A 24,772-nucleotide genomic window follows, 5' to 3' on the forward strand; every position below is an offset into this window, starting at 1 on the left:
GCGGGTCAGTCGTCGCTACCATTAAAGATTCGCGCGTTGCGGACTCCGACGGTCAGGCTGGTATCTCGGTCGTCGCTGTCAGTGAACGAGACCCGTGTGTCGGGCTCGTCGGCGTGCTGCGCTTCCAGCTGGATGGTTACGCGTCGGTTCTCGAAGTAAAAATCTTCGTCGCCGCCGTTGTCGGGGCAAAGGCCGGCTGTCTCGGTGGCGTTCCCGTCTGCGTTTAGGTGCAGGCAGGACGACCGGTCAAGCGAGAAGTCGAGCAGGGTGACGTTAGTTGTTGTCGGGTCTGTGAGGGTTTCCCAGCCGTCATTCTGGTCACATGATCCGGTTGACTCGATCTGGCCGGTCAGCATCTGAATCGAATTCCCTGCCAGGCGGTAGCCGAACACGTACTGTTCGTCGATCTCGTCCAGTGCCTGCAACGGATCCTCGATGATGTAGCCGTAAGTTGGGTCGTAGCTGAGCAGGATGCAGCTGCCGCCTTCGTGAATTGCCAGGTTCAGGTCCGAGGCCATGAAGGGGTTTCTCGGAAGCGCATCGGATTCTTCGTCGAACTCAATGCGGTCGGGGTGCGAATAGCCCGTGCGACGGATGTCGTTGGCCATTAGATCCAGCGCAATGCGCGTTTCCTGCGTAAGCCGGGCTTCCTGGGTGACGAAGGTGGCGCCCCGTATGGCCGTGATGTATAGGGCAATCACCGCGGCGATCACGATCGTTCCGACCAGGATCCCGATCATCAGCTCGATGAGCGTGAAGCCCCCAGCGCCGTTGCGGCGGCGCGAAGGAATCGGCGCAGTGTTTCTAGCTCGGTTCAGCATTCGCTATACGCCCCCATGGCACGGTTGGTTCCGCAGGCGCGAGGACGTCCGATCGGATTGATCTGGACCTGCATCCCAAAGTTGTTTGGCGATGACGTGAAGAGGAGATCGGACCGGTCGCCCTGCACGGTGCCGCGCACGTGATTGAAGGTGACGGTCTGTTCGCCCGTCATCGAGACGTTGCGGTAATCATCCGAGCTGGTCGTGCGCAGCACTGCGTCCTCGTCACCTGCCATCACGATGGTGCATGCGTTCGCGGCGGCCGGGTCCTCGACCGTGCAATCGCAGGCGGGTGTGCTTGTTATGCCGTGACACCAGGCGTCGCCGTCCACCTGGCTCACGAAGCGGATATCGCGCCCCTGCTTGATGGCCTCGGTGCGGGCCATCTGGATCTGGTCGAGGGCGCTTTCGGCGGCGCCGATCACGCGGCGCTGTTCGGCGAGGTTGAAGGCCGGGGCGGCCAGCGTGACCAGGATCACCAGCACGGCGATGGTGATCATGAGTTCGATCAGGGTGAAGCCGAAGGGTTTTTGCGGTGCGGCCATGCGCGGTCCCCGGGCAGGAGGAAGGGAGGTCTCGACTCCCATTATACGGTTTGGGGTATCTTGGGCATGTCGTCTGGCTACCGCTCGTGGTGCGAATGCTTCCACTCGCGATATTGGTGGGGCTTACCGCTGGGCGATTGTGGTGGAATCAGATTTGACGAAAACGGAAGTGTCCGAGGGGATGGAACGATGAAGGCAGCAAACACGAAGGCGCGGGGTTTCACCCTGATCGAGCTGATGATCGTGGTCGCGGTCGTGGCCATCCTGGCGGCAATCGCATATCCGTCATACCAGAACTACATCCTCAAGTCGCAGCGTGCCGATGCGCATGATTCGCTGCTGCGAATTCAGATGGAGCAGGAGCGCTGGCGGGCAAACAACCCGGCCTACACCGGAGACCTTTCGGACCTGGGTCTGACCGCCGAATCGGACGATGGGCATTACCAGCTGGCGATATCCAACGAGTCGGGATCGAGCTTTACCGCGACTGCCACCGCCCAGGGGCGCCAGGCGAATGACTCCAATTGTCAGAGCATTACGCTCGTGGTTACCGGAGGGAACGCGGACCGGGATGGAACCCCGGGTGGCGATGATTGCTGGTGATCCGTCCGTTCCTGACCGAACCTTTTTCGTGGGCTGAGGACAACGCTAATCAGGACAGCTCTTCGATGGCTCGCTCCGCGGCCGCCCGATGCTGCTGACGATGACGCGTCGGCCTTCGTGACCGTTGCCGCAAACGGTAAAGCTGCCCATCTGCAATGCGCCGCTCGTGCGCCGGGTTGTCCCCCGGGCTACGTAGGACACGTAGTCCCGGACCGGGGTGTTCCCCTTTATAGAGAGCAAGTCCTGTAGCCCTGGATTCGCGTGTCCGATGAGAGGGTCCTCATCGGAGCGCTCGCCCGAGTGTTCCGGGTCGGCAAACCAGATCCAGCCGTAGGCCCAGTCGCCGTCTTCGCGGCAGGTCTCGCCGTCGCTGGACGGGCAAAGGGTGACCCGCTCGTTGCGCTTGATCGCCTCGCTGCGTGCAAGATGCATGGCGTTGAGCAGGCTGTTGGTGGCGCCGATGACGCGTTGACGCTCGAGCATCTGGCCGAAGCCAGGGGCGGCGAGCATGGCCAGGATGGCGAGCACGCCCAGCGCGACCATCAGCTCGATGGCCGTGATTCCTTTGCAAGTCTGCATCGTCGTCTCCTCCCTGAGATCGCGTGCATGCGAGAGCATAGACGAGCGCGGCGCCTGGGGCCACGAGCCCGTTCGGGTGGTGCTGGAACGTTGCCGGCGACAGGTTGCCTACAAGTCAGAGGTCCGGGCAGGCATGCGGGCGGTGGTTCTGACTGGATGCTGCGGATGCGGCAGGAGATTGCTTCGCTTTGCTCGCAATGACGGGCCAGGGGCTCCGTAATGACGCGGCGTGGCAGGTGCGCGGAAATTGAAGGTGCTGGAGGTGAGCAGGCTCATGGTGAAGGACGTGCAGCGGATGGATCAGGCGGATCTGCTGGATCTGCAGCAGCAGGCGGCGCGCCAGGTGGGCGGATCGGTTGGCTTTCGTGACGAGGCGCGCTCCGGCGTGCCGACGCCGGAGCTGCAGGTGATTCCGGCCGGGGAGTTCGAGATGGGTTCGGATGCCTCGGAGTATGGTCATCAGCCGCATGAGGCACCGCGGCGCTTCGTGGCGCTGGAGCGACCGTTTGCGCTGGGGCGCTATCAAGTCACCCGCGAGGAGTGGGAGGCCTTCCAGGCCGCGACCGGCTGGGAACCCTGGGAGTGGCTGGTGTGGCCCAGCACCCCGCGCATGCCGATCTTCAACATCAAGCCGGACAGCATCCAGCAGTATCTCGACTGGCTGAGCGAGGAGACGGGCAAGCGCTATCGTCTGCCGACCGAGGCGGAGTGGGAATACGCCTGTCGGGCGGGCACGCGCACGCCGTTCGCCTTTGGCGAGGTGGTGGGGTGCCGCGACGTGCACTTCAATTCGCTGTTTCCGTACGAGGAGCGGCGCCAGCGGCGCAGGTGGTATATCCCGGCGTGTTTCCCGTTGTCGCGCCCGCTGGATGTGGGCAGCTTCCAGCCGAACCTCTGGGGGCTGTACGACATGCACGGGAACGTGCAGGAATTCACCTCCACCCCCTGGCACGACGGACACCAGTCGCTGCCGCGTGACGGCGTCTATCGCCGAGACCCGGAAAACGAGTGGGTGGTGACCAAGGGCGGCTCCTGGTTCGATGCCGCCGTGAACACGCGCAGCGCCGCCCGGCGCCGCCGCAACATCGACGAGATGGACACCAACCTGGGCTTCCGCGTCCTGCGGGAGTTGGACGCTTGAGGCGTACCGGGCGAGGTCGCGGTGCAGGGTGAGCCGCTGGGTGGGCTGTTGCGGGCGTGATGCGTTTCGCTTCGCTCAACAGCATCCTACGCGGGGCTCGCTGGACGTAGGGTGCACCGAGCGAAGCGAACTGCACCGATCCGTTATTCGGGTCGGAACAGGTGGATCTCCAAACCCTCAATGTGCCGATAGTGCCGATCGTTGGCCGTGACGAGTGGCAGGCCCAGCTGTGTGGCGGTCGCCGCGATCAGCGCATCGGCCATCTGCATGTTGTGGCTGAGGGCGTAGGTCTCGACAAGGAAGGTTGCGCGGTTCGAGATGGCTTCGCTTGCCGGTTGGATGCGGGCGTCCCAGTACTGGATGGCTTGGCGCAGCGCGCGGAATTCGGTCTGGTCGCGCAGGCCCTGGATGAGCTCCATGTAGGTGACGGCGGACACCGTGAATCCGGGCGAGCGGTCGAGCCATTCGCCGGCTTTCTGATTCCCGCGCAGATTCCAGATCAGGACATCCGTGTCCACTAGCATTACTTGAAGTTTCTCGGTTGCCGGATTCGTCGGACGTGTTCGTCAACCGAGCCTTGCTGGTCCCGCCAGATTCCAAACAGAGGATTATGGGCGGCGCGTGCTTGCGGGGCCGCGGCGCTCCGGTATGGGACCAATTTGGCGCGCAAGCGGCCTCGATACGTGATCTCGATCTCCTCGCCCCGGTCCACGGCGGCGAGCAGTTCGCGGCTGTGCAGGCGCATGTCCTTGGTGGTGGCTTCCATGGCGGCCTCCCTTGGTTACACTTTGAAGTGTAACTTGTGCGCGTTGGGGGTCAAGAAGCTGGGTTGCTGGCCACGGCCATTTTGATGCGTTTCGCTGTGCTCAACAGCATCCTACGCGGGGCTGGCTGGGTGTAGGGTGCACTGAGCGAAGCGAACAGCACCGTTCGCTTGGTTGCGAACGGTGGCGCGCCCGATGGTTCCGGTCAGTAGTGGTAGCGGAGCTGCGCAATCAGCAGGGTATTGTTGTCCACCTTGTAGACGATGCGGTGTTCGCTATCGATCCGGCGGGACCAGTAGCCGGCAAGGTTGTGCTTGAGCGGTTCGGGTTTCCCGATGCCCGTGAACGGGTCGCGCTGGATGGCCTTGATTAGCTCGTTCACGCGGCGAAGCGTTTTCTTGTCGTGTCGTTGCCAGTAGAGATAGTCCTCCCAGGCAAGTTCAGCAAAGAGCAGCCTCACTCCTCCAGGCTCCGCTCCTTGCCCCCTCCCTTTTCCAGTTCGGCGACCGATGCCAGCAGGCGTCGAGCATTCTCTGGCGCCCGAAGCAGGTAGGCCGTTTCCTGCAGGGCCTCAAAGTCTTCCAGTGACATCATGACCACGGAGGGCGCCTTGTTGCGGGTGATGATGATCGTGGAGTGATCCTCGCAGACCTTTTCCATCGTCTTGGCCAGATTACTCCGGGCTGCGGTGTAGCTAATGGCGTCCATGGGGTACCTCTGGGAGGTTGGGGGTGTACATGTACAGAATAATGTACATAAAGGGGCGGGTAGCCGCAAGCCAGTTGGTCCAGTGATCGTGGCGTAGTGGGGGGTATGGGCCGGGGAAGGCGGGAGCGATGCGTTTCGCTGTGCTCAACAGCATCCTACGCGGGGCTGGCTGGGTGTAGGGTGCACTGAGCGAAGCGAGCTGCGCCATTGGTTTGCTGCTTACCGTTAAGCGTTATATTCATGTGCACATGATCAAGAGCTTTCGGTGTAGGGAAACCTGGGCGCTGTTCGAAACGGGCAGGAGTCGACGCTGGTCGAGCGTCCGAATGATCGCGGAACGCAAGCTGATTCAGCTTCAAGCGGCGGAGAAGCTGCAGGATTTGCGGTCACCGCCGGGGAACCGGCTGGAGGCCTTCTCAGGCGACCGTGCGGGACAGCACAGCATTCGCATCAACGCCCAGTGGCGCATTTGTTTCCGGTGGACGGACGAGGGTGCCGAGGACGTGGAGATCGTCGATTACCACTGAAGGGTTCCCGAAGGAGGTTAGACCATGACTACAAACGGTATGCGGCCCATCCATCCAGGCGAGGTCCTGCGCGAGGAGTTTCTTGCTCCGCTAGGGCTTAGTGTGAACGCGCTTGCCGGGGCATTGCACGTGCCGACGACGCGCATGAATGACATTGTGCGCGAGCGCCGGGGCGTCTCCGCCGACACGGCTATGAGGCTGGCGCGTTATTTCGGTACTTCCGAGCGTTTCTGGCTGAACCTCCAGGTTGAATACGAATTGCGGCGTGCCCAGATCGAACTCGCCGACCGCGTGCGTAGCGAGATCGAACCCCGCGCCGCGTGATCACGGTTGGACGTAGGGTGCACTGAGCGAAGCGAACTGCACCGTGTCGGGCGGTGCCGCTACAGCCAGCGGGCGAGCCAGAGGCGCAGGCGCAGTTCGAGCGGCGGGGCGTAGCCCTGCTTGCGGAAGACGATTTCGCCGTCGGGGTTGATGATGAAGCTGGCCGGGACGCCGCGCACGTTGTAGCGTGCGGCGAGGGCGCCCTCCGGGTCGTTGATCACGGCCAGTTCGCGCTCGCGTTCGTTCAGGTGGTCGAGCACCTCTTCCTTGACGCCGGACTGCATGGCGACTGTCAGCACCGGGTGGCCTTGCGACAGGCGCACGATCTCGCCTTCCTCCAGGCGGCAGATCGGGCACCAGGTGGCCCAGAAGTGCAGCAGCATGGGTTCGTCCGCGTAGTCCGCGAGCGAAACGGGCGTTCCATCCAGAAGATGGGCCTCGAATTGAGGCGCCGGGCCCTCGACCATGTCGCGCGCCATCCAGGCGCGCACCGCCAGGAAGATCACCAGCGCGAGCCCGATCTGGATGCCCCAGCTGAGCGCGCGGCGGCGCCGCGAGGGCTTGGGGCGTTTCGGCGTTTCTGGCGGGGTCTCGGTCAACGGATCATCTCGGCTTGTCCAGGGCGTGCGCGGGTGCCGCGGGTCTTCGGGCCCTTGCGCACGGCGATGCGTACCAGTTCGTCCTCGTCTTTCATCAGGCGTTCCCTTTGTGCCTCGGTCAACAGCGGATTGCGCGCGACGAAGTAGCGCAGGTTGGGGTCGCGGTCATTTACGCAGGCCTCCACCTGGTCCGGGGTCAGGTCCGGGCGCTTGGCGCAGTTGAGGCGCACGGTCTGGTTCGGGTCGGCCAGTAGGAGGACGACCTCTTCCGGCGTCAGGTCCATGCGCCGCGAGAAATACGCCTTCACCTGGGCGTGCTGGTCGCGTACCAGTAGCGGGCGCCACTGGTCCGCGAGGTCCGCGGACAGGGCCAGGTCCATGCGTTCCTCGAACGTCATCGCCTTGTATTGCTGCTTCAGCTCGGTCATGGCCGCAACATTATAGGCGGGCCGGTTGGGATGCGCCGATACGACCCCACAATGTGCAGGAACGACAGCGGCCTGGGGCCTGTCGTACTATTAGAAGACGATGATCTACCCCGGATCCTGGGGTGAGAGGGCAGATGAACGCACCGGTGGCCGAAAAACCGATCTTCCACGTGCCGCGCACGGACCATGTGACGGCCTCGCTGCACGCGTTGACCGACACCCAGCGCGACGAGCTGGTGCGCCGCATCAAGCGCTTGCTGATCGAGCGCAACGCGGTGCTGGTTGCGCATTACTACGTGGACGAATCCCTGCAACGCCTGGCGGACGAGACCGGCGGTTGCGTGTCCGACTCCCTGGAGATGGCGCGCTTCGGCAAGGAGCACCCCGCGGAGACACTGGTGGTCGCCGGCGTGCGCTTCATGGGCGAGACGGCCAAGATCCTGAGTCCCGAGAAACGCGTCCTGATGCCGACGCTGGAGGCCGAGTGCTCGCTGGATCTGGGCTGCCCGGCGGACGAGTTCGCGAAGTTCCGCGCGCAGTATCCGGACCACACCGTGGTCGTGTATTCGAATACCTCGGTGGACGTGAAGGCGCAGGCCGATTACGTCGTCACCTCCAGCATCGCCGTGCCGCTGGTCGAGCACCTGCGCGACCAGGGCAAGAAGGTGCTCTGGGCCCCGGACAAGCACCTGGGCGATTACATTCGCCGTACTACCGGCGCCGACATGGTGCTGTGGGACGGCTCCTGCGTAGTGCATGACGAGTTCCGTTCCTGGGCGCTGGAAGACCTGCGCGGGCGCCATCCCGGCGCCGCCGTGCTGGTCCACCCGGAATCCCCGCGCGAGGTGATCCACCAGGCGGATGTGGTGGGGTCCACCAGCCAGTTGATCGCGGCGGTTAAGGACCGCCCGGAACAGGAATTCATCGTCGCGACGGACAAGGGCATTTTCTACAAGATGCAGCAGGCCGCGCCGGACAAGAAGCTGATCGAGGCGCCCACTGGTGGCCACAGCGCCACCTGCACCAGTTGCGCGCACTGCCCGTGGATGGCGATGAACGACCTGGTCTCGCTGGCCGAGACGCTGGAAGACACCAACGAGCCGGCGAAGAACGAGATCTTCGTCGACGAGACCGCGCGCCAGAAGGCCCTGGTCGCCACCCAGCGCATGCTCGATTTCGCCGCCGAACACCGCAAGGCCACCGAAGGCGACGCCTGAGCACTTTGCCGGGATGACCGACGGGCATTAACAGGACGATGTAATGGGCCAAATGTCTCGCAGGCTGGACCGTACCGCCGTCTTGAAGGCGCTCAGAGATCACCGTGCGTATCTCGAACGCGAATTCGGCGTGTGCGGCCTGGCGCTGTTTGGCTCGCTGGCCCGCGACGAGGCCGGAGAGCAGAGTGACGTCGATATCCTGGTGGGTTACGACGGCCCGGCCTCCGCACAACAGTATTTCGGTGTGCAGTTTTACCTCGAGGATCTTCTGGGGTATCCGGTGGATCTGGTCTCGGAAAAAGCTCTGCGCGCCGAGCTTCGTCCGTTCGTCGAGCGCGAGGCGATCCGTGTCTGAGTCCATGGCCGGGCGCGAGTGGCGTTTCTATCTGGACGACATGATTCGGTTCGCTCGCAAGGCGATGGCCTATACGGATGGTCTTGATCGCGACATGTTCATACGGAATGAGCTCGTCTTCGACGCCGTACTCCGTAACCTCGAGCTGATCGGCGAGGCTGCCAGTCATGTGCCCCCCGAGGTCCGGGAGGCGCATCCGGATATTCCCTGGCGCATGATCGTTGCTACCCGCAATCGGCTGATCCATGCCTATCTGGGTATCGACAGCGACACGATCTGGAATTTGGTGGACGAGCACCTTCCAGATTTGGTCAGCGGTCTCGAGAAAATGCGCCAGGAGTTGTAGGGGCTAGGGTTTTTTGGCCGCCTGTCGGGCTTCGACGTCCGCCGCTAGCTGCGTGGGACATGTGTTCCATAGGTTTCTATCGGTCGTTAAGCCACGCGGCCCACTGCGAGTGGGTGGAGGCGTCCACGCCGGCAGCCTTTGCTTCCTGCTGCAGGTGGGTCTGCAGGTCGGCCATCAGTTCGGAATCCATCAGCTCGGGCTCCAGCGTCAGTTGCGCGTGCAGCGTGCTGTAGACGAGCTTCAGTTCATTCACCGGATAATGCGACCAGTCGAGGTGGGCCATGGTGTCCGTTCTCCATATGGGGTGGGTAATTCGTGTCTCTGAATATAGCTTGGCGTTGACCTCGGTGGCTGGACAAATGGGCTTGCGGGGTATCGGACATGTTTAAGCGGCGGGCGCGCCTGCTGGTGGCGGCCGAGCGGGCCGACGGGCGTGCTGCACGCGTGGCCGAGCTGGCGGCCGCCGACGCGTTCGAGGACTGGATCGAGGTGCGCCCGGCGCGGATCATGGGCGGGGTCACGGCAGAGGATCTGGCGTGGGCCGACCTGCTCGTGGCGGTCGACGCGGCGGCCGCCCGCGCGATGCCCGCCGAACGCCCGGCCACCTGCCGCCCGAAGTACTGGACGCTGCCGGGCGAGACCGGGGCGGCGTTCGACCTGCAGACCCTGGAGGTGCTGCGTTGCATGGTCGGTGGGATGCGCATGCTCGCGCGCGTGGACGCCGAAGACGATGCCTGAGTAGTTCGTCGTGCGCGTCGGGCGGGGCCCTTGCGCTTCGCGAGGTCGTTCTGGATGGCCGCGCCCAATTCTCCGGAATCCTGGCCACAATTCTTGAGTTCCTGCCGTCGATCCGTCTCCTGATCCGTCATCCCGGGAACCGCGTAGCGGTGATCCAGGATCATTGACCCTGCCCGTTCCGGCGAGATCCCGGCTCTACGCTTCGCTTCGGCCGGGATGACGATATCCTCCGTCATTGCGAAGCCCGCGAGGGGGGGCAATACCCATCCGAAACCCCGATGCTTGCCTCGCGGGTGAGGGGGTGGCGTTCGGGCTGTCCGCGGAGGTCGCCACGGCGCGGCGCGCCTCGCGATGACGTGCTCATCAATCCGTTGTGGGGAGGCTCCACCGGGGGCTGAGGTGCTTCTACTCGGGGTGGTAGGGGACGGGTGCGCGGGCGTGGAGCTGGGCCAGGTGGTCTTCGTAGAGCGCCCAGATGCGCGGGGCGATGGCGCCGCGTGAGCCGGGGTAGGTGAGGCGGTCGGGGTTGAAGCTGATCAGGCGCTCGATCTCGGTGCAGCGCAGTTCCTCGTTGATCACGTTGAAGATGAGGATCTGCGTACCCTGGTCGGCGATGGGCAGCAGGGCGCCGATGAGGCCGGTGTCGTTCAGCCCGGGGTCGCTGCGGGCATCGCCCAACTCGGCGGGGGGGCGCACCAGTGTGCCCAACAGCTCCTGATAGGCCTGGTCACAGGCATAGCAGATTTCCGGTGCACGCAGGCCCTGCACGCGCGCACAGGCTTGACGCACCGTTCCGTCTGGCAGCGCCATGCGTTCCGGGGCGACCGGGATGCGGTTGGTCTTGCCGTTCGGAAGCAGGCGCGGGACCGACTCCTGGCAGGAGGGGCAGCGCCATGTTGAGACTCGCGGGCCGTCGATTACGTTATTGGGCGGCATGCGGCGCTCCCCGGAAAATAGATGGGGTCAGTATACGGCGCGGCGAGGGGCTTGTTGGGGATGGCCCGCGGGCGAATGCCCCGGCCAGGATCGGCCGCGGGCAGGGGCATTCGCGGGCAGGCTCGCTCCCACAGGGCGGTTCCCGCAAAGCCTTGTTTGAACAGGAGTGCCCGGTTCAGCCGAAGTAGTCGGGCTCGTTTCCCGGGCGCCACTTGATGTTGCAGCCGAGGCTCGGGTGCTGGGGCTCGGGTGCCGGCTTGCCGGCCAGGAGTGCGTCGCTGGCGGCGCGCAGGTCACGTCCGGTCACCGGGACGTCGGATCCCGGGCGGGTCTCGTCGAACTGGCCGCGATAGTAGAGCTTGCGTTCGGCGTCGAACAGGTAGAAGTCCGGCGTGCAGGCGGCGTGATAGGCCTTGGCGACGGACTGGTCCTCGTCCAGGCAGTAGGGGAAGTTGTAGCCGAAGCGGCGGGCATCGTCCTTCATTTTGTCCGGCGCGTCGTCCGGCACGGCCTGGATGTCGTTGGAGTTGATCGCGATGACCGCGATGCCCTTGGTGGAGTATTCGCGGCCGTAGCGGGCGAACTCGTGACGGATGAGCTGCACGAACGGGCAGTGGTTGCAGATAAAGGCGATGATGTAGCCTTTCGCGTCGGGGAAGCTGTCGAGGCTGATGGTCTCGCCGGAGACGACGTCCGGAAGGGAAAAGCGGGGTGCCTCGGTGCCGAGTTCGATCATCTGCGAGGGGGTGCGGGCCATGACTGCTCCAGTGTTCGGATTTGCGACAATTATACGGCGTTGGCCGGGGGTGCTTGAAACCTTCCGGCCCCGCCAGCACTCTTCGAGATAATACCCTAGCAATGGAGTAAGGAATATGGGCTGGGTGACCGGTGTCGTACAGGAGCGCAAGCAGTGGACGGATCGACTGTTCTCGCTGCGGGTGGATGCCGAGGTTGAGCTGTTCAAGGCCGGGCAGTTCAACCGCCTGCGTCTGGAGATCGGCGGCGAGCCGGTGGCCCGGCCGTATTCCTATGTGAATGCGCCGGGCGAAACGCCGCTGGACTTCTATCTGATCACCGTTCCGGATGGACCGCTGTCCAATCGTCTGGCGCAACTGGGGCCGGGCGACACGGTGGAGCTGATGCCGCGCGCGACCGGCTTTTTCACCCTGGATGAGCTACCGGACAGCCGCGACCTGTGGCTGCTTTCCACGGGCACTGCGCTGGGGCCGTTCCTGTCCATGCTGAAGACCGATACCCCCTGGGAACGCTTCGAGAACATCCGCCTGATCCACGCGGCGCGCAAGGCCGAAGAACTGACCTATCAGGACACGATCCGGCAGTTCCAGGAACGTGATGCGAAGCGGTTCCAGTACATCCCGTTTGTCAGCCGCGAGCCGTTCCCGGGTGGGCTCGAGGGCCGGGTACCGGCCGCGATTGCCGAGGGCCGCCTGGAGCATCACGCGGGCCTGAAGATCACGCCGGAGCACTCCCAGGTCATGCTGTGCGGCAACCCGGACATGGTGAAGGACACCGCCGCGATCCTGCGCGAGCGCGGGCTGGAGAAGAACCGCCGACGCAAGCCGGGGCAGATCACGACCGAGAACTACTGGTAGGTCCCCGGATATGTAGGAGCGTGCTTGCACGCGAAGCCCCTGCTCACTTCCGACTTTGGCAGGGGCTTCGCGTGCAAGCACGCTCCTACGAGTATCAAGCCCCCGGGGCGGGCCCTGGCGCTAGTCCAGCAGGTTCGCCGACCAGGCGCGGATCAGGCCGGCGACATAGCGGGTGTGTTCCGGGCGCGAGAGCAGGTGGTCGGTCTGGTGCAGGGCGACGAAGCTCTTCGGGTGATGGGCCTGCTGGAAAATCTTGCGGGCGTGGTCGACGCTGACCACGGTGTCGCCCGGTGCATGCAGCAGCAGGAGTGGCTGCTCCAGGGTCTCCAGTGCGGCATCCAGGGTCGGCTCCTCGATCGACTCGATAAAGGCATGGCCGATTTCCACCGGCCGCCCGCCGATGCTGATGCGGGCCGAACCCTCGCGCCGAATCTCCTCCGCGGTATCGCCGAACAGGTGGGCGACATGGCCGGGGCGGCTGGGGGCGGCGATGGTCACGATGCCGTCCAGTGACTCGCGCTGCGCCCCCACATAGATCGCCATGGCGCCGCCGAAGCTATGGCCGATCAGCAGGTTGGTATGCCGCCCCGTGTAGGTCTCCAGCGCCTCGATGGCGGAGTGCAGATCCTCACAGTAGGTCGCAAGCGTGCTGTCGCGAAACTCCCCTTCGGAGTCGCCCAGCCCCATGAAGTCGAAGCGCAGGGTGGCGATGCCTTCCGCGGCGAGCGCGCGTGCAAGCCGCACCGTGGCAGGAAAGTCCTTGGAGCAGGCGAAACAGTGGGCAATGCAGGCCTGGCCGCGGAGGGCATCGGGCTCGGGCGCGACGATCACGCCGCCGAGGCGGGCGCCGCGCGGGGTCTGAATGGTCAGCGGCGTGTTGTGGGTCGCCATCGGGTGGTCTCCGGGTGTCCTGATTAGCAACCAGCTTCAGCCGATTGCAGGGAATATTTGCCCACTGGTTGGCTCCCTTCTGCCGCGGCAGGGTGCCGTTGAGCGCAGCGAAACGCACTATTTCCCGCGTCGCGCCAGTCCCTTGATGGGATTCGCTGCGCTCATCCCATCCTACGACCCGGCGGCTGGCTGAACGACATTGCTAGTCAGGCTGGGTGTTAGGGAAGCACTGGTTATGGTGGTCCCACCGGGGGCGGTCTGCGATCATACGGGTTTGATGATCCGAATGGCCACGCGGGGTGTCTCCCGGTATACGGCCACCACTTCACGGGACCACTGGGGGACGGCTTGGAAACCGAGAGTCAGATTCGCGCACGCCTGGCCGAGCTGGAGGCCGAGCACCGGGCTCTGGATTCCGCGATCGGCGTGATGCACGAGCAGGCCGCACCGGACAATTTCGCCATCCAGCGCCTGAAGAAGCGCAAGCTGCAGTTGAAGGACTCTATCCAGCGCCTGCGCAGCCGCCTGATCCCCGACCTCAACGCCTGACGCGCCTTTGTTTACCACGAAGCGGATGAAGAAGGGCAAGGTTTTTAGGCGGTTGTCAGGCGAGTAGGATGCGTTGAGCCATGCGAAACGCATCAGGGGCCGGCCGTTCCGCAGAGCCGATGCGATTCGCTGCGCTCATCCGCATCCTACCCTTTTTGCACACCATCCCCGGTTTTCTCCGTGACCTCCGTGTCCTCTGTGGTTCAAACGCCTTTGGCCCTTCTTCGTGCCTTCGTGCGCTTCATGTTGACCAACAACAAAAAACGGCGCCCGGAGGCGCCGTTTGAGTGTGTTCCATAGTGGAACGCTGGAGCTTAGCCCCAGATGTCGCTGGTGATGCCGTTGTACCAGGCGCGGGTGTATTCCGCCTCGCGGCGACGGAAGCTGGTGCTGGCACCCGACGGGCTGACCCCACCGGCACCGGATACCCCGGCCATCGCACCGTCCTGGTACTGGTAGACCGCGGCTACGCTGACCGCGTAATCGGGGGTCACCAGGCTGTAGCAGGTGTTGGCGGACGACGGGTTGATGGGCTCCTGCCCCGCCAGTTCGCGGACGATGGCGGCCGCCACGATCTTGCCCTGGTTGTTGGCCGAGTGGCCGGACTTCGGCATGGCGCCCGCCACGCTGGCATCCCCCAGGACGTAGATGTTGTCGTCCATCTCCGACTTGAAGGTCAGCTGGTCGACCGGCACCCAACCGGCGTCGTCGGTCAGGCCGACGTCATGGGCGATCTGACCGGCGTGCTGGGCCGGGATGAAGTTCAGCACGTCGGCGCGGACGCGTTCGAAGCCGCTGTCGGCCAGTACGGTCATGTTGGAGACGTCGATCTCCTCGGCGCGCCCGCCCGATGAGCCGGCCCGCCACTCGATCATGTCGCCATAATGCTCGGCCCAGCCTTCCTCGAACAGGCCCTGCTTGGAGAAGCCATCCTTCGGGTCGAGGATGATGATCTTGGAACGTGGCTTCTCCTGCTTGAAGTAGTTCGCGACCAGCGATACCCGTTCGTACGGCCCCGGCGGGCAGCGGAACGGGTTGGGCGGGGCGACCATGACGAATACGCCGCCGTTCGGCATGTCCTGCAGCTGGGAGCGCAGCAGTTCGGTCTGCGAACCGGCCTTCCAGGCATGCGGGATGCGCTCGGCATCGGACTCGGAGATGCCCGGCATGTCGTCGTAGCGGAAGTCGATGCCCGGTGACATCACGAGCTTGTCGTAGCTCACGCGGTCGCCTCCGCTCAGGCGCACGCTGCGCGCATCGGCGTCCACCGCGGTGACGCGGTCCTCGATGATCTCGATGCCGTATTCATCGCGCAGGGTGTCGTAGCCCTGGGCGATGTCGTCCATGCCGGCGAAGCCGCCGATCACCCAGTTACTGCCGTAGCAGGTGTAGTAGGTGGCGTTGGGCTCGATCAGCGTTACGCGCATGTCGGGCGAGAACTGCTTGATGTATTTCGCGGTGGTCGCGCCGCCGGAGCCGCCGCCGACGACCACGATGTGGGCCTTTTCGGCCCCGCGCATGCCATTGGCGGCACAGCCGATACCGGTGAGGGCCGCGGCGCTGCTGATGCCCGCGACCTTCAGGAAATTACGTCGATTAAAGTCATGCATGATTCGTTTCCCCCTGATCAGAAGCGGCTGAAGTAGCCGGCCATCGATTCGATTTCCTCGTCGGTGTAGCCCTTGGCGTGACGATCCATGATCGTCGCGTCGCGGTCACCGTCGCGGAATGCCTTCATTTGGCTCTCGATGACTTCAGCGGGAATGCGGTTCAGTTCCGGTACGCCGTCGTCTGCAGCGGCTGCGTTGTGGCAGGCCTTGCAGGACGCGGCCATCAGCTGGCCCCGGGTGATTTCGTCGTCGGCAAGGGCCTGGGTAGCAGTGCCCGCCATCGCCAGCGAGGCGGCAAGCCCCACCAGGTACAAGTGCGATTTCTTCATTGAAACGGACTCCTCCGTAAGAAGTGGCTTTTAGCGAGCGACAGCTGTGAAGTACTGTCTTCATCCTTTGGCCCGGTGTGAAGATCCGGGTTGTGATTACGCCACCGGGTTCGAGCCCGGTAGTTGCGCCTGATCGCGAAAACCAACGATCATGAACCTCGTATAGCACAGAAAAAACGCCTTTTCGATGCATTGCAAAGGCATATGCCGCCAGGAGGAGTGCCATGACAGGAGAACGACGTCGTCATCCAAGGATCCCGATGACGGTCGAGGTCGTGGCCGAGTGCGAGAGCGGGGATACGGTCACCCTGACCACGAACGATATCTCCGGCGGGGGGGCCTTCCTCGAGTGGGAAGACCCGGAAAATGCCTGCGTGGGGCACCTGATGAAGCTCGCCTCGGACGACGAACTGATGCTGCAGGTATTCGGCATGCTGGGGGATGGCGGCGCGGCGCCGCGGGTCAAGGCCCAGGTGGTGCGGGTGATGGACGGGGGTATTGCGGTGCGCTTTGACCCCGAAGAGCTGGAATAGCCACCGGGAACCGGCGTTACGCCTCGCGCTCGATCTGTTCCAGCCCAGCGGCCCATTCGTCGGCGATCAGCGGATTGGTCAGCAGCCAGTTCACGGTGTCCGGGCTCCAGTCATCCTGCGCCTCTTGCAGGGCGCTCTCCCAGTCTGCTGCCGTGTAATCCCCGCGCCCCAGGGTGCTGAGGGCCTGCAGCTCCGCCTGTTGGTCCGGACCCAGGTCGCGCAGCGTGCCCTCCAGTTCCTGCAGGGTCAGGTCGCTGGCGTGATCAGCCAGGATCTGCATCGCCCAGTCATTATCGCTACCCTCGCTTCCGGTATCCGGGAAGACCACATCCTCTTTGGCATGGAATTCCCGTGCGGCCTGGATTAACCGCTCCATCGTCTCGCCGGTGATGCCGAGGGAGATGGCCATCTAGTGGGCCGGCGTCCGTTCCTGGGCCAGGACCCAGGGGGCGGCCACGATCGCGGTGAAGATCGGGTCGTTCGCGGCCCAGCGGCGGGCATCGTCATCCGAGGCCCGCGCGACCTGGTCGTTGGCCAGCCATTCGCTGACCTGGTGGGTCGCATCGTCGCGGATGGCGCGGGCGACCTCGATCAGATCCAGCTCCGGCGCCACGCGGATCACCACGCCGCGCGCGAAATGCGGCATCAGGTCTTTCCACGGCAGCGGGCCGGCCTGTTCTTCCAGTGGGACTTCGGGTTGTTCGGCAGTGGCGTCGTGCATGACGGTTCCAGTCGGTTTCAGATATCGTTCAGGCTAGGCCGATACCCTTGTATCTTCAACATCTGCCCACGCACGCGTCCGGAGAATGCACCGATATGCGACCCACGCCGGATCTCCAGCCCGGATACCGCGGGCGGGACCTGACGCGGCCCCGCGCGGGCCACGCACTGGTGCTGGCGACGCTGCTGTTCGTGGCGCTTCCGGCGCAAGGCCAGTTCAACACGGATGACCCCGAGGCCGCCGTCTGGGATCTCGACGAGGCCGTTGCCCAGATCGAGGCGCACTACCCGGGCCGGGTGCTCCACGCGCGCGAGGATGTGAGCCAGTTCGGGGCGCGTCTGTTCATCATCCGTATCCTGACCAACGATCAACAAGTGCGTACCCTCCGGATCGAGGAAGGCACCGAAGTGGAGCTCCCGGAATGAACCTGCGCGTGGTACTGATTGAAGACGACGTCGCGCTGCGCAACCAGATTGGCGAGGAGTTGGACCGCAGTGGCTGCCGCGTGGATACCGCCTCGGACGGCGAGACCGGGCTTTACCTGCTGACCGAGTACCACTGCGACATCGCGGTGGTGGATCTGGGCCTGCCGGGCATGGATGGGCTGGACGTGATCCGCAAGGCGCGCGAGTCCAAGCCGCGCCTGCCGATCCTGATCCTGACCGCGCGCGACCGCTGGCAGGACAAGGTCGAGGGCCTGGAGGCCGGGGCTGACGACTACCTCGCCAAGCCGTTCCACATCGAGGAATTGCTGGCGCGGCTGCGCGCCCTGGCACGCCGCAGCCTGCAGTCGGGCCAGGAGCGGCTGGCGTTCGGGCCGCTGGTGATCGACACCGCGGGTGACGAGGTCTGGCTGAATGGCGAGCCGGTCACCCTGACCACATTCGAATACCGCCTGCTGATGACATTGGTCCGCCAGCCGGGCCGGGTGCTTAGCAAGGATGCGCTGGCGGACTACCTCTACGATCACGACGAGGACCGCGAAAGCAACGTGATCGAGGTCCTGATCGGGCGCCTGCGGCGCAAGCTGGATGCCGACGGCAGCCTGGGATTGATCGAGACCCTGCGCGGACGCGGCTACCGCTTCGCCCGCGAACCCGACGCCGTGCCGGAAAACGAGTCGGACAGCCCTCGATGACCTGCCGCGAGGCTGCCGGGTCCGCATGACAGCGGCCCTGCGCAAGTTGCGTGGGAGTCTGGTCCTGCGCTTGGCGGGGGTCACGGCGATCACCGTGCTGATCTTCTCGTTGCTGACCGCCTGGGTGCTGGAGGCCGCCTTCCGCGACAATGCGGCGGATGCGGTAGAAACCCGCCTCGAGGCGCAAGTCCTGCTGCTGATGGGGCTGGCCGAGGTGGTTGGCCCGGCCGATGTGCGCGTCCCCGAGATGCTCCCCGAGAGCCGTTTGCAGTTGCCAGTCAGCGGTCTGTACGCGCGTATCCTGGGCGAGGAGGGTCAGACCCTGTGGCGCTCGCCGTCCGCGGTCGGCGTCTCCCTGCGCGGCTGGACGGAAGACGACTACTTCAGCTTCAGCCTGCCGGTGCAGTGGGAGCTGGACGGCGGTCAGGTCGGCCTGACCTTCCAGATGCTGGAGGACCGCGAGGCCTTCAGCGAACAGGTCGAGCAGTACCGCACCAGCCTCTGGCAGGGGCTGATGACCATGACCCTCTCCATGATCCTGGTCCTCTCGCTGGCGTTGTGGTTCTGGGGCTTGCGCCCGCTGCGCCAGGTCCGGCGTGACCTCGATGCCCTGCGCCACGGCGACCATGCGCATCTGGCCGGCGATTATCCCACCGAGGTCCGCGCCCTGACCGGCAGCATCAACGACCTGGTCGAGTTCGAACGCGCCCGCCTGGCGCGCCAGCAAAATGCCCTCGCGGATCTGGCTCACAGCCTGAAGACCCCGATCTCCGCCCTGCGCCTGAACCTCGAGAGCGCGCGACCGGATAATGACGACATGCAGCGCCAGGTCGACCGGCTGCAGGGCATCGTCCAGCATCAGCTCAACCAGGCCCAGCGGCTTGGGCCGGCCCCGTTCCAGGCTGCCGAGCCGCTGGGGCCGATCATCGAGCGTACCGGACAGGCATTGGGACGGCTCGCGGCCCAGGAAGGGGTGGCGCTGGAGACCGATCTGGCTGCGGGCTGCGTCCTGCGCATGGACAGCGGGGCGATCTTCGAGCTCCTCGGCAATACCCTGGACAATGCCATCCGCCATGCGACCACGCGGGTGCGCATTACCACTCGCTGCCAGCCCGGCGAGGTGATGCTGATCATCGACGATGACGGCCCCGGCATCCCGCCGGCCGATCGTGCCCGGGTGCTGGAGCGCGGGCAGCGCGCCGATACCCGCGGCGGCCAGGATGACGGCCGCGGTGAGGGTCAGGGGCTCGGTCTCAGCATCATCCACACCCTGGTGACCGACCACGGCGGGACGCTGTTCATCGAGCAGGCCCCGGAGCTCCACGGCGCGCGCATCCGCATGGTGTTTTCCGCGTCCTGAAACCGGTGCGGGCGGGGTCGGGGGTTACTCCATGATGCGTTTCGCGGTGCTCAACGCATCCTACAAAGCTCCGCAACGACACCGCGCGGCTGGACATCGCCCCCGTAGGATGCGTTGAGCACCGCGAAACGCATCAACCAGGGCGTGTCGCGCCCCAAACCCTTCGAAATCAGAGTGTGAGGCCGTCCATCGGCAACGCCGGGGGCTCGCCCAGCACACTGTCGCGCACCAGCGCGGCCGCGCCGCAGGCGAAGGTCCAGCCGAGGTGGCCGGACCCGGTATTGAGGTAAAGGCCGGGTACCGCGGTCGCCCCGAGGATCGGGGTGCCGCGTGCGCTCATCGGGCGCAGGCCGGTCCACGGGGCCATGGTCTCGGCATCCATTCGGTCGGGCAGGCTGGCCAGGGTGCGCCGGCAATGATCCAGTACGCTGGCGGCCCGCTGCGGGTTCAGGCTGCCGTCGCGACCCGCGAACTCCGCGGTGCCGGCCAGGCGCAGGCGATCGCCCAGCGGGGTCATCACGACCTTGTTGGCGTCGTCGATCAGCGGCAGGTGAATCCGGGTTCCGGCGTCCATCGGCAGGGTCAGCGAGTAGCCCTTGACCGGTGCCACGGGCAGCCGGATCCCGAGTGGGCGCAGCAGATCGGGCGCGTGGTAGCCGTTGGCAACGACACAGGCATCCGCGGCGATCGGGCCTTCCGAGGTCTCCAGCGCATCGAGGCGGCCGCGGAAGGTGCGCAGGAGGCGCACCGCCACGCCCGGGCAATAGGTCAGTCCGCGGCGGCGGGCGATGGCCAGCAGGCCCGCGGTAAAGCGGGCGGCATCGCCGATGGCATCGTCGGGAAAGTAGAGCCCGCCGCACAATTGATCGCGCACGGGGGCCAGCGCCGGCTCTTCGGCGATGATGCGTTCCACGGTCCAGTCCTCGAAGCGCACGCCGGCGTCCGCCATGTCCTCGCTGGCGGTGCGATTGCGGGCCTGGCTGGCCGGGTCCTGGAATAGCTTGAGGATGCCGCTGCGGCGGAAGTCGAAGTCCAGCCCCTCGGGTGCCAGCTCGCGCTGCAGGCGGTCGATCTCCTGCAGGGAGAAGGCCGCCAGGCGCGCATTGAGCCGGGTGTGTTCCTCGAAGCGCGCGCGGCGGCTGTTGCCGAGAAAGCGCAGGCCCCAGCCGATCAGCCCCGGTATGGCGTGCGGGCGCACCAGTAGTGGCGAATCGCGGCGCCCGAGATAGCGCAGCAGGTCGAGACCCACGCCCGGGGCGTTCCAGGGTTCGGCATGGCTGGCATGCAGCATGCCGCCATTGGCGAAACTGGATCCGCTGGCCGGCGCCGCAGCGGCGTCCAGCAGCACGACCTCGGCTCCGGCCTCCTGCAGGTACCAGGCTGTGGTGACACCGATCACCCCGGCGCCGATGACCGCTACGCGCATCCGTTGGTCCTTCCGTTGTCGTGGCTCATGTGCCACTGGCCAGTCGTTGGATCAGTGTCGCGTATTCGCGTTCCAGGCGTTTGGGCGAAACCTTCTCGCGGGTGCCCAGTTCCTGGGCGAACTGCGAGACGCGGAATTCCTCGATGCGATAGCGAAAGGCGAGGACGTCCGGGTGGTCCGGGGCGCGGGCGATCAGTTCCTGCGCCTGCTGCCACAGCGGCTCCACGGCGACGCGGCGGGCGCGGTCCTTGTCCGGGGCCTGGCTCAGGCGTTCCAGGCGCTTGTCGATCGCCTCGAGGTAGCGCGGCAGTTCCGGCAGGACATCATGCGGGATGCGCAGCAGGAAATCCGCCGGGACCAGCGCTTCCAGCTGCCCGCGGATGTCGCGCGCGGCCTCGATCCAGGACAGCGGCAGGTCGCCCTGCAGCCGGGTGCGCAGGTCGTGCCAGCGGCGCAGGATCTCGGCGGTCAGGCGCGAGAGCTCCATTACGGTGGGCGAGAACGCCGGCAGCGACTCGTTGAGTCGTTGGGCGAACGCCTCGGCGGCGCGTGGCCAGGGCTCGGTCAGGAACACGCGGTCCGCAGCGGCCTCCAGGATCTGGTCGCGCAGGGTCTCGCAGCTGCCCAGCGTCGAGTAGTTCAGGCAGGCGCGTTCGATCTCCGGGAGCTGGCGGCGCAGATCGCGCGCGGTCTTGCGGGCGCCGAGCAGGAACAGCCGGCGCAGGCCCGCGCGGTGGGCGCGTTCGGCCTTGGTCGGGTCGGGTTCCAGCTCCAGCGAGACCGAATCGTTACGGTCGACCAGGATCGGGAAGGCCCGCAGCTGTGCCCCCTGGTGGTCGAATTCGACGCTCTCCGGCAGCGCACCGAAATCCCACTCGGTGATGCCCTCGCGGGTGATCTCGTCCGGGCGGCTGGCGTCGAAGTGGGCCTCGGCGCTGTCGCCCAGCTGGCGCTTCAGCGCGGGCAGGTCACGGCCGCTGGCTTGCTCTTTTCCCTCCGGGTCGAGGATGCGAAAGCGCATCACCAGGTGCGGCTCCAGGGTCTCCGGGCGCCAGGCATCCAGCGGGATGTCGGTGCCGGTCATGGCGCGCAGGGCCGCGGCCAGTGCGGGAATCAATGGGCCCTGGCGGTGTTCGATGCGGGCCAGGGCGGCCTGGGCGAAGTCCGGGGCGGGTACGAACTGGCGGCGCAGGGCCTTCGGCAGGCTCCGCAGCAGGGCGGTCACGCGATCCTCCAGCAGCCCCGGCACCAGCCAGTCGCCCAGCCAGTCGGGCACCGCGTTCAGCGCGGCGATGGGGATGGTGACGGTCACGCCGTCGTCCGGCTGGCCGGGTTCGAAGCGGTAGGCCAGTGGCAGGCGCAGGCCCTCGAGCTCCAGATGGTCGGGATAGGCGCCTTCCGGGAGCGTGGCCTCTGGCTCGTTCATGAGCTCGGCGCGGTCGATCTTCAGCGCCTCCGGATCGTGTTTTTCGGTCTTGCGCGCCCAGGTCTCGAAGCTCGTGCCGTCGGTGATCGCGGCCGGCAGACGGGCGTCGTAGAAGTCGAATAGGCGCTCCTCTTCCACCAGCAGGTCGCGGCGGCGCCCGCGCGCCTCCTGTTCGGCGATCTCGGCCACCGCCTCGCGGTTGGCGCGCACGCCGTTGGAGCGCGAGCGTAGCTCGCCACCGACCAGGCCCTCGCGGATCAGGATGCGCCGCGCCTCGGCCGGGTCGTGCTTGGCGAAGTCCACAGGCTTTTTCGGTGCCACGACCAGCCCGTACAGGGTGATGCGGTCGAAGGCCCCGACGCGTCCGCTGCGGCCCTGGAAGTGCGGCTCGAAGATGTGGTGCTTAAGCAGATGCGGGGCGGCGGTCAGGATCCAGTCGGGCTCGATGCGCGCGTTGTCGCGGGCGTAGACACGCGTGGTCTCGGCGATCTCCGCGCTCATCACCCAGGCCGGCTTCTTCTTCGCCAGCACCGAGCCGGGGTGGATCTGGAAGCGGCGGTTGCGCGCGCCCAGGTAGTCGCCGCGCTCGGTCTTCTGCCCGACCTGACTGACCAGCCCGGTCAGCAGCGCCCGATGCACCGCCTCGGCGTCCGCCGGTTGCTGGTTCGGGTGCAGGTCCATCTCGCGCGCCAGGCGCAGCAGCTGTACGCGCAGCTCCTGCCATTCGCGCATGCGCAGAAAGTTCAGGAAGTGCTCGCGGCACCAGCGCTTCAGGGCACTGGACCCGAGGTCCTCGCGGGCGATGTGCCAGGCGTCCCACAGCCGCAGCATGCCCATGAAGTCGGACCCCTCGACCTGGAACTCGCGGTGGGCCTGGTCCGCCGCCTGGGTGGCCTCGGCCGGGCGCTCGCGCGGGTCCTGCAGCGACAGGGACGCGGCGATGGTGGCGGTCTCGGTGACACAGTCGTGCTCGGTGCCGGCCAGCAGCATCGCCGCGTGGCGCGGGTCGATGGGCATGCGCGCGAGCTGCCGCCCGCGCCGGGTGATCCGGCCACGCTCGTCTACCGCGCCCAATTCGTCGAGCAGGTGGTAGCCATCCTTGACCAGGCGCGGGTCGGGCGGGTCGAGGAACGGGAACTGGCGCGGCTGGCCGAGCTTCAGCGCGGCCATCTGCAGGATCACCGAGGCGAGGTTGGAGCGCTGGATCTCCGGGTCGGTGAAGGGCGGGCGCAGGTTGAAGTCGTCTTCCGCGAACAGCCGGATGCAGATGCCGGGGCCCAGCCGGCCGCAGCGCCCGGCGCGCTGGTCGCAGGCGGCCTGCGAGATGGCCTCCAGGCTCAGGCGTTGCACCCGCGAGCGCCAGGAGTAGCGCGAGATGCGCGCGAGCCCCGAGTCGATTACGAAGTGGATGCCGGGCACGGTCAGCGCGGTCTCGGCGACGTTGGTCGCGAGCACGATGCGGCGGCCGCTGTGTGACTGGAATACCCGCGACTGCTCGCGCGCGGACAGGCGTGCGTAGAGCGCCAGGATCTCGGTGTCGGCGCGGACCTGGCCGCGCAGGGCCTGGTGGGCGTCGCGGATCTCGCGCTCGCCGGGCAGGAACACCAGTACGTCGCCGGGCCCGGCGCGCTCGCACTCGGCCACCGCGTCGCGGATGCCGTCGAACAGGTCGCGTTCACCACGCCCCTGTTCGTCGCCTTCGTCCCCAGTATCCTCCGGCTCGATCGGCCGGTAGCGGACCTCTACCGGATAGGTGCGTCCGGCCACCGTCAGGATCGGGGCGTCGTCGAAGAACGCCGACAGCCGTTCGGGGTCGAGGGTGGCCGAGGTGATGATGATGCGCAGCTCGGGGCGCTTGTGCGACAGGCGTTTGAGCACGCCCATCAGGAAGTCGATGTTCAGGCTGCGTTCGTGCGCCTCGTCGACGATGATGGTGTCGTAGGCGCGTAGCTCCGGGTCATGCGCCATTTCCGCCAGCAGGATGCCGTCGGTCATCAGCTTGATCCAGTTGTTTGCCCCGGTCTGGTCGGAGAAACGTACCTTGAAGCCGACCGTGGAGTCCCGGTTGCCGCCCAGGGTGGTGCCCAGTTCCTCGGCGATGCGGCTGGCCACCGAGCGCGCGGCGATCCGGCGCGGCTGGGTGTGACCGATCAGCCCGGCCTCGCCGCGCCCGGCCTCCAGGCACAGCTTGGGCAGCTGGGTGGTCTTGCCGGAGCCGGTCTCGCCGCACAGCACGAGCACCGGGTGCTCGCGGATGGCGGCGACGATGCGTTCGCGTTCGGCGTGGATCGGCAGGTCGCCGGCGTAGACGGGTTGCGGGCGCAGGCGGGCGCGCTCGTCGCTGCCTACCTGGGGGCCGGCCCCCTCGGTGGTGGCCAGGCGTTCGGCGAGGGTGCGGGCCATGCGGTCGCACGGCTGCCCGCGCCGCTGGCGTTGGCGGGCCCGGCGCAGCAGGTCCGCGAGGTCCTTGCGTTCGCCGCCGGAGGGCAACGCCTCGATGCGGGCCGCGAGGGCGTCGAGATCCGGTGCGGGGGCCGGTTTCACG

33 protein-coding genes are annotated in these 24,772 nt (G+C 66.0%); 14 read left to right on the forward strand and 19 right to left on the reverse strand.

Features of this window, described 5'->3' with window-relative positions; translation table 11 throughout:
• Positions 1 to 5: 5 nt before the first annotated feature.
• A complete protein-coding gene (locus tag G315_RS0104090; protein ID WP_019611991.1) occupies positions 6 to 821 on the reverse strand; it encodes a prepilin-type N-terminal cleavage/methylation domain-containing protein in 816 nt (271 codons plus the stop codon).
• Entirely contained in the window at positions 815 to 1,366 is a 552-nt protein-coding gene (locus tag G315_RS0104095; RefSeq protein ID WP_019611992.1) for a GspH/FimT family pseudopilin, read from the reverse strand. The genes G315_RS0104090 and G315_RS0104095 overlap by 7 nt, the downstream gene beginning before the upstream one ends.
• Positions 1,367 to 1,555: 189 nt before the next feature.
• Here G315_RS0104095 and G315_RS0104100 point away from each other — a divergent pair, with 189 nt between their 5' ends.
• Positions 1,556 to 1,969, forward strand: a complete 414-nt coding sequence (locus G315_RS0104100) for a type IV pilin protein (RefSeq protein WP_019611993.1) — start codon at positions 1,556 to 1,558, stop codon at positions 1,967 to 1,969.
• 45 nt (positions 1,970 to 2,014) lie between these two features.
• On the opposite strand, the gene G315_RS0104105 is transcribed toward G315_RS0104100, so the two are convergent.
• Positions 2,015 to 2,548, reverse strand: coding sequence for a GspH/FimT family pseudopilin (locus tag G315_RS0104105; RefSeq protein WP_026338820.1), 534 nt, complete (start codon positions 2,546 to 2,548; stop codon positions 2,015 to 2,017).
• A gap of 274 nt (positions 2,549 to 2,822) precedes the next feature.
• Between G315_RS0104105 and G315_RS0104110 the strand changes: the two genes are divergently transcribed.
• Positions 2,823 to 3,689 (forward strand): SUMF1/EgtB/PvdO family nonheme iron enzyme, encoded by an 867-nt coding sequence (locus tag G315_RS0104110; RefSeq protein ID WP_019611995.1) that lies wholly within the window; start codon positions 2,823 to 2,825, stop codon positions 3,687 to 3,689.
• A gap of 143 nt (positions 3,690 to 3,832) precedes the next feature.
• Here the strand turns inward: G315_RS0104110 and G315_RS0104115 are convergent, their stop codons facing one another.
• The 4 genes from G315_RS0104115 to G315_RS0104130 form a co-directional block, all read right to left on the reverse strand.
• Positions 3,833 to 4,213 (reverse strand): type II toxin-antitoxin system VapC family toxin, encoded by a 381-nt coding sequence (locus G315_RS0104115; RefSeq protein ID WP_019611996.1) that lies wholly within the window; start codon positions 4,211 to 4,213, stop codon positions 3,833 to 3,835.
• Positions 4,213 to 4,455 carry a type II toxin-antitoxin system Phd/YefM family antitoxin gene (locus G315_RS0104120; RefSeq protein ID WP_019611997.1) on the reverse strand — a complete coding sequence of 81 codons (243 nt, stop codon included), beginning with the start codon at positions 4,453 to 4,455 and terminating at the stop codon, positions 4,213 to 4,215. The genes G315_RS0104115 and G315_RS0104120 overlap by 1 nt, the downstream gene beginning before the upstream one ends.
• Before the next feature lie 203 nt (positions 4,456 to 4,658).
• A complete protein-coding gene (locus tag G315_RS0104125) occupies positions 4,659 to 4,913 on the reverse strand; it encodes a Txe/YoeB family addiction module toxin (RefSeq protein WP_018144611.1) in 255 nt (84 codons plus the stop codon).
• Positions 4,910 to 5,161: a type II toxin-antitoxin system Phd/YefM family antitoxin gene (locus tag G315_RS0104130; RefSeq protein WP_081612091.1), complete on the reverse strand. Its 252-nt coding sequence runs from the start codon at positions 5,159 to 5,161 to the stop codon at positions 4,910 to 4,912. The genes G315_RS0104125 and G315_RS0104130 overlap by 4 nt, the downstream gene beginning before the upstream one ends.
• Before the next feature lie 248 nt (positions 5,162 to 5,409).
• On the opposite strand from G315_RS0104130, the gene G315_RS0104135 reads away from it, so the two are divergent.
• Entirely contained in the window at positions 5,410 to 5,688 is a 279-nt protein-coding gene (locus G315_RS0104135) for a type II toxin-antitoxin system RelE/ParE family toxin (RefSeq protein WP_081612096.1), read from the forward strand.
• A gap of 24 nt (positions 5,689 to 5,712) precedes the next feature.
• The gene (locus G315_RS0104140) at positions 5,713 to 6,012 is read left to right on the forward strand and encodes a HigA family addiction module antitoxin (RefSeq protein WP_018144608.1); all 300 of its coding nucleotides are present in this window, start codon (positions 5,713 to 5,715) and stop codon (positions 6,010 to 6,012) included.
• Between the two features lie 59 nt (positions 6,013 to 6,071).
• Here the strand turns inward: G315_RS0104140 and G315_RS0104145 are convergent, their stop codons facing one another.
• Positions 6,072 to 6,611 (reverse strand): protein disulfide oxidoreductase, encoded by a 540-nt coding sequence (locus tag G315_RS0104145; RefSeq protein WP_018144607.1) that lies wholly within the window; start codon positions 6,609 to 6,611, stop codon positions 6,072 to 6,074.
• Positions 6,608 to 7,039 (reverse strand): hypothetical protein, encoded by a 432-nt coding sequence (locus G315_RS0104150; protein ID WP_018144606.1) that lies wholly within the window; start codon positions 7,037 to 7,039, stop codon positions 6,608 to 6,610. The genes G315_RS0104145 and G315_RS0104150 overlap by 4 nt, the downstream gene beginning before the upstream one ends.
• Before the next feature lie 134 nt (positions 7,040 to 7,173).
• Here G315_RS0104150 and nadA point away from each other — a divergent pair, with 134 nt between their 5' ends.
• From nadA to G315_RS0104165, 3 genes are read left to right on the forward strand one after another with little or no spacing between them, the layout of a single operon-like run.
• The gene (nadA, locus tag G315_RS0104155; protein WP_018144605.1) at positions 7,174 to 8,256 is read left to right on the forward strand and encodes a quinolinate synthase NadA; all 1,083 of its coding nucleotides are present in this window, start codon (positions 7,174 to 7,176) and stop codon (positions 8,254 to 8,256) included.
• Positions 8,257 to 8,299: 43 nt separating this feature from the next.
• The gene (locus tag G315_RS0104160; protein ID WP_018144604.1) at positions 8,300 to 8,611 is read left to right on the forward strand and encodes a nucleotidyltransferase family protein; all 312 of its coding nucleotides are present in this window, start codon (positions 8,300 to 8,302) and stop codon (positions 8,609 to 8,611) included.
• Positions 8,612 to 8,615: 4 nt separating this feature from the next.
• Positions 8,616 to 8,957: a DUF86 domain-containing protein gene (locus G315_RS0104165; protein ID WP_018144603.1), complete on the forward strand. Its 342-nt coding sequence runs from the start codon at positions 8,616 to 8,618 to the stop codon at positions 8,955 to 8,957.
• Positions 8,958 to 9,033: 76 nt separating this feature from the next.
• Here the strand turns inward: G315_RS0104165 and G315_RS0104170 are convergent, their stop codons facing one another.
• The gene (locus tag G315_RS0104170) at positions 9,034 to 9,240 is read right to left on the reverse strand and encodes a hypothetical protein (RefSeq protein ID WP_018144602.1); all 207 of its coding nucleotides are present in this window, start codon (positions 9,238 to 9,240) and stop codon (positions 9,034 to 9,036) included.
• A 98-nt stretch (positions 9,241 to 9,338) separates the two neighbouring features.
• On the opposite strand from G315_RS0104170, the gene G315_RS0104175 reads away from it, so the two are divergent.
• Positions 9,339 to 9,695: a hypothetical protein gene (locus G315_RS0104175; protein ID WP_018144601.1), complete on the forward strand. Its 357-nt coding sequence runs from the start codon at positions 9,339 to 9,341 to the stop codon at positions 9,693 to 9,695.
• Positions 9,696 to 10,100: 405 nt separating this feature from the next.
• Here the strand turns inward: G315_RS0104175 and G315_RS0104180 are convergent, their stop codons facing one another.
• Positions 10,101 to 10,631, reverse strand: a complete 531-nt coding sequence (locus G315_RS0104180) for a hypothetical protein (RefSeq protein ID WP_018144600.1) — start codon at positions 10,629 to 10,631, stop codon at positions 10,101 to 10,103.
• A gap of 175 nt (positions 10,632 to 10,806) precedes the next feature.
• Complete coding sequence (locus G315_RS0104185) at positions 10,807 to 11,388, reverse strand: thioredoxin family protein (RefSeq protein WP_018144599.1); 582 nt, start codon at positions 11,386 to 11,388, stop codon at positions 10,807 to 10,809.
• Positions 11,389 to 11,503: 115 nt separating this feature from the next.
• Here G315_RS0104185 and G315_RS0104190 point away from each other — a divergent pair, with 115 nt between their 5' ends.
• A complete protein-coding gene (locus G315_RS0104190; RefSeq protein WP_018144598.1) occupies positions 11,504 to 12,244 on the forward strand; it encodes a ferredoxin--NADP reductase in 741 nt (246 codons plus the stop codon).
• 120 nt (positions 12,245 to 12,364) lie between these two features.
• Here the strand turns inward: G315_RS0104190 and G315_RS0104195 are convergent, their stop codons facing one another.
• Positions 12,365 to 13,135: a S9 family peptidase gene (locus G315_RS0104195; protein WP_018144597.1), complete on the reverse strand. Its 771-nt coding sequence runs from the start codon at positions 13,133 to 13,135 to the stop codon at positions 12,365 to 12,367.
• Positions 13,136 to 13,483: 348 nt separating this feature from the next.
• Between G315_RS0104195 and G315_RS0104200 the strand changes: the two genes are divergently transcribed.
• The gene (locus G315_RS0104200; RefSeq protein ID WP_018144596.1) at positions 13,484 to 13,684 is read left to right on the forward strand and encodes a YdcH family protein; all 201 of its coding nucleotides are present in this window, start codon (positions 13,484 to 13,486) and stop codon (positions 13,682 to 13,684) included.
• A 314-nt stretch (positions 13,685 to 13,998) separates the two neighbouring features.
• On the opposite strand, the gene G315_RS0104205 is transcribed toward G315_RS0104200, so the two are convergent.
• Entirely contained in the window at positions 13,999 to 15,294 is a 1,296-nt protein-coding gene (locus G315_RS0104205) for an FCSD flavin-binding domain-containing protein (RefSeq protein ID WP_018144595.1), read from the reverse strand.
• 17 nt (positions 15,295 to 15,311) lie between these two features.
• Complete coding sequence (locus tag G315_RS0104210) at positions 15,312 to 15,623, reverse strand: c-type cytochrome (protein WP_018144594.1); 312 nt, start codon at positions 15,621 to 15,623, stop codon at positions 15,312 to 15,314.
• A 224-nt stretch (positions 15,624 to 15,847) separates the two neighbouring features.
• Between G315_RS0104210 and G315_RS0104215 the strand changes: the two genes are divergently transcribed.
• Entirely contained in the window at positions 15,848 to 16,156 is a 309-nt protein-coding gene (locus G315_RS0104215; protein ID WP_077277014.1) for a PilZ domain-containing protein, read from the forward strand.
• Positions 16,157 to 16,172: 16 nt separating this feature from the next.
• Here the strand turns inward: G315_RS0104215 and G315_RS0104220 are convergent, their stop codons facing one another.
• Together G315_RS0104220 and G315_RS0104225 are read right to left on the reverse strand one after the other, a co-directional pair.
• Positions 16,173 to 16,565 carry a DUF3775 domain-containing protein gene (locus tag G315_RS0104220; RefSeq protein ID WP_018144592.1) on the reverse strand — a complete coding sequence of 131 codons (393 nt, stop codon included), beginning with the start codon at positions 16,563 to 16,565 and terminating at the stop codon, positions 16,173 to 16,175.
• Complete coding sequence (locus G315_RS0104225; RefSeq protein WP_018144591.1) at positions 16,566 to 16,877, reverse strand: DUF2288 family protein; 312 nt, start codon at positions 16,875 to 16,877, stop codon at positions 16,566 to 16,568. It abuts the gene before it with no gap.
• Between the two features lie 95 nt (positions 16,878 to 16,972).
• Here G315_RS0104225 and G315_RS0104230 point away from each other — a divergent pair, with 95 nt between their 5' ends.
• Genes G315_RS0104230 through G315_RS0104240 form a run of 3 tightly spaced genes read left to right on the forward strand, consistent with a single transcriptional unit; the run spans position 16,973 to position 19,375 of the window.
• Positions 16,973 to 17,302, forward strand: coding sequence for a PepSY domain-containing protein (locus tag G315_RS0104230; protein WP_018144590.1), 330 nt, complete (start codon positions 16,973 to 16,975; stop codon positions 17,300 to 17,302).
• Entirely contained in the window at positions 17,299 to 18,015 is a 717-nt protein-coding gene (locus G315_RS0104235; protein WP_018144589.1) for a response regulator transcription factor, read from the forward strand. The genes G315_RS0104230 and G315_RS0104235 overlap by 4 nt, the downstream gene beginning before the upstream one ends.
• Before the next feature lie 25 nt (positions 18,016 to 18,040).
• Positions 18,041 to 19,375 (forward strand): ATP-binding protein, encoded by a 1,335-nt coding sequence (locus G315_RS0104240; RefSeq protein ID WP_018144588.1) that lies wholly within the window; start codon positions 18,041 to 18,043, stop codon positions 19,373 to 19,375.
• A gap of 169 nt (positions 19,376 to 19,544) precedes the next feature.
• On the opposite strand, the gene G315_RS0104245 is transcribed toward G315_RS0104240, so the two are convergent.
• The gene (locus G315_RS0104245) at positions 19,545 to 20,837 is read right to left on the reverse strand and encodes an FAD-dependent oxidoreductase (RefSeq protein ID WP_369699424.1); all 1,293 of its coding nucleotides are present in this window, start codon (positions 20,835 to 20,837) and stop codon (positions 19,545 to 19,547) included.
• Complete coding sequence (gene hrpA / locus G315_RS0104250) at positions 20,827 to 24,771, reverse strand: ATP-dependent RNA helicase HrpA (protein WP_018144586.1); 3,945 nt, start codon at positions 24,769 to 24,771, stop codon at positions 20,827 to 20,829. The genes G315_RS0104245 and hrpA overlap by 11 nt, the downstream gene beginning before the upstream one ends.
• Position 24,772: the final 1 nt, after the last annotated feature.

It is taken from the genome of Thioalkalivibrio sp. AKL7, assembly GCF_000381705.1.
GTDB classification, from domain to species: Bacteria; Pseudomonadota; Gammaproteobacteria; order Ectothiorhodospirales; family Ectothiorhodospiraceae; genus Thioalkalivibrio; species Thioalkalivibrio versutus.

Excerpts from the sequence above, each read along its gene's own strand:
- G315_RS0104210 (WP_018144594.1), bottom strand. The coding sequence starts at position 15,623 with ATGAAGAAATCGCACTTGTACCTGGTGGGGCTTGCCGCCTCGCTGGCG.
- G315_RS0104160 (WP_018144604.1), top strand. The coding sequence starts at position 8,300 with ATGGGCCAAATGTCTCGCAGGCTGGACCGTACCGCCGTCTTGAAGGCG.
- G315_RS0104220 (WP_018144592.1), bottom strand. The coding sequence starts at position 16,565 with ATGGCCATCTCCCTCGGCATCACCGGCGAGACGATGGAGCGGTTAATC.
- G315_RS0104235 (WP_018144589.1), top strand. The coding sequence starts at position 17,299 with ATGAACCTGCGCGTGGTACTGATTGAAGACGACGTCGCGCTGCGCAAC.
- G315_RS0104135 (WP_081612096.1), top strand. The coding sequence starts at position 5,410 with ATGATCAAGAGCTTTCGGTGTAGGGAAACCTGGGCGCTGTTCGAAACG.
- G315_RS0104225 (WP_018144591.1), bottom strand. The coding sequence starts at position 16,877 with ATGCACGACGCCACTGCCGAACAACCCGAAGTCCCACTGGAAGAACAG.
- G315_RS0104130 (WP_081612091.1), bottom strand. The coding sequence starts at position 5,161 with ATGGACGCCATTAGCTACACCGCAGCCCGGAGTAATCTGGCCAAGACG.
- G315_RS0104215 (WP_077277014.1), top strand. The coding sequence starts at position 15,848 with ATGACAGGAGAACGACGTCGTCATCCAAGGATCCCGATGACGGTCGAG.
- G315_RS0104110 (WP_019611995.1), top strand. The coding sequence starts at position 2,823 with ATGGTGAAGGACGTGCAGCGGATGGATCAGGCGGATCTGCTGGATCTG.
- G315_RS0104095 (WP_019611992.1), bottom strand. The coding sequence starts at position 1,366 with ATGGCCGCACCGCAAAAACCCTTCGGCTTCACCCTGATCGAACTCATG.
- G315_RS0104150 (WP_018144606.1), bottom strand. The coding sequence starts at position 7,039 with ATGACCGAGCTGAAGCAGCAATACAAGGCGATGACGTTCGAGGAACGC.
- G315_RS0104140 (WP_018144608.1), top strand. The coding sequence starts at position 5,713 with ATGACTACAAACGGTATGCGGCCCATCCATCCAGGCGAGGTCCTGCGC.
- G315_RS0104240 (WP_018144588.1), top strand. The coding sequence starts at position 18,041 with ATGACAGCGGCCCTGCGCAAGTTGCGTGGGAGTCTGGTCCTGCGCTTG.
- G315_RS0104230 (WP_018144590.1), top strand. The coding sequence starts at position 16,973 with ATGCGACCCACGCCGGATCTCCAGCCCGGATACCGCGGGCGGGACCTG.
- G315_RS0104175 (WP_018144601.1), top strand. The coding sequence starts at position 9,339 with ATGTTTAAGCGGCGGGCGCGCCTGCTGGTGGCGGCCGAGCGGGCCGAC.
- G315_RS0104100 (WP_019611993.1), top strand. The coding sequence starts at position 1,556 with ATGAAGGCAGCAAACACGAAGGCGCGGGGTTTCACCCTGATCGAGCTG.
- G315_RS0104185 (WP_018144599.1), bottom strand. The coding sequence starts at position 11,388 with ATGGCCCGCACCCCCTCGCAGATGATCGAACTCGGCACCGAGGCACCC.
- G315_RS0104115 (WP_019611996.1), bottom strand. The coding sequence starts at position 4,213 with ATGCTAGTGGACACGGATGTCCTGATCTGGAATCTGCGCGGGAATCAG.
- G315_RS0104170 (WP_018144602.1), bottom strand. The coding sequence starts at position 9,240 with ATGGCCCACCTCGACTGGTCGCATTATCCGGTGAATGAACTGAAGCTC.
- G315_RS0104190 (WP_018144598.1), top strand. The coding sequence starts at position 11,504 with ATGGGCTGGGTGACCGGTGTCGTACAGGAGCGCAAGCAGTGGACGGAT.
- G315_RS0104205 (WP_018144595.1), bottom strand. The coding sequence starts at position 15,294 with ATGCATGACTTTAATCGACGTAATTTCCTGAAGGTCGCGGGCATCAGC.
- G315_RS0104195 (WP_018144597.1), bottom strand. The coding sequence starts at position 13,135 with ATGGCGACCCACAACACGCCGCTGACCATTCAGACCCCGCGCGGCGCC.
- nadA (WP_018144605.1), top strand. The coding sequence starts at position 7,174 with ATGAACGCACCGGTGGCCGAAAAACCGATCTTCCACGTGCCGCGCACG.
- G315_RS0104165 (WP_018144603.1), top strand. The coding sequence starts at position 8,616 with ATGGCCGGGCGCGAGTGGCGTTTCTATCTGGACGACATGATTCGGTTC.
- G315_RS0104180 (WP_018144600.1), bottom strand. The coding sequence starts at position 10,631 with ATGCCGCCCAATAACGTAATCGACGGCCCGCGAGTCTCAACATGGCGC.
- G315_RS0104120 (WP_019611997.1), bottom strand. The coding sequence starts at position 4,455 with ATGGAAGCCACCACCAAGGACATGCGCCTGCACAGCCGCGAACTGCTC.
- G315_RS0104105 (WP_026338820.1), bottom strand. The coding sequence starts at position 2,548 with ATGCAGACTTGCAAAGGAATCACGGCCATCGAGCTGATGGTCGCGCTG.
- G315_RS0104090 (WP_019611991.1), bottom strand. The coding sequence starts at position 821 with ATGCTGAACCGAGCTAGAAACACTGCGCCGATTCCTTCGCGCCGCCGC.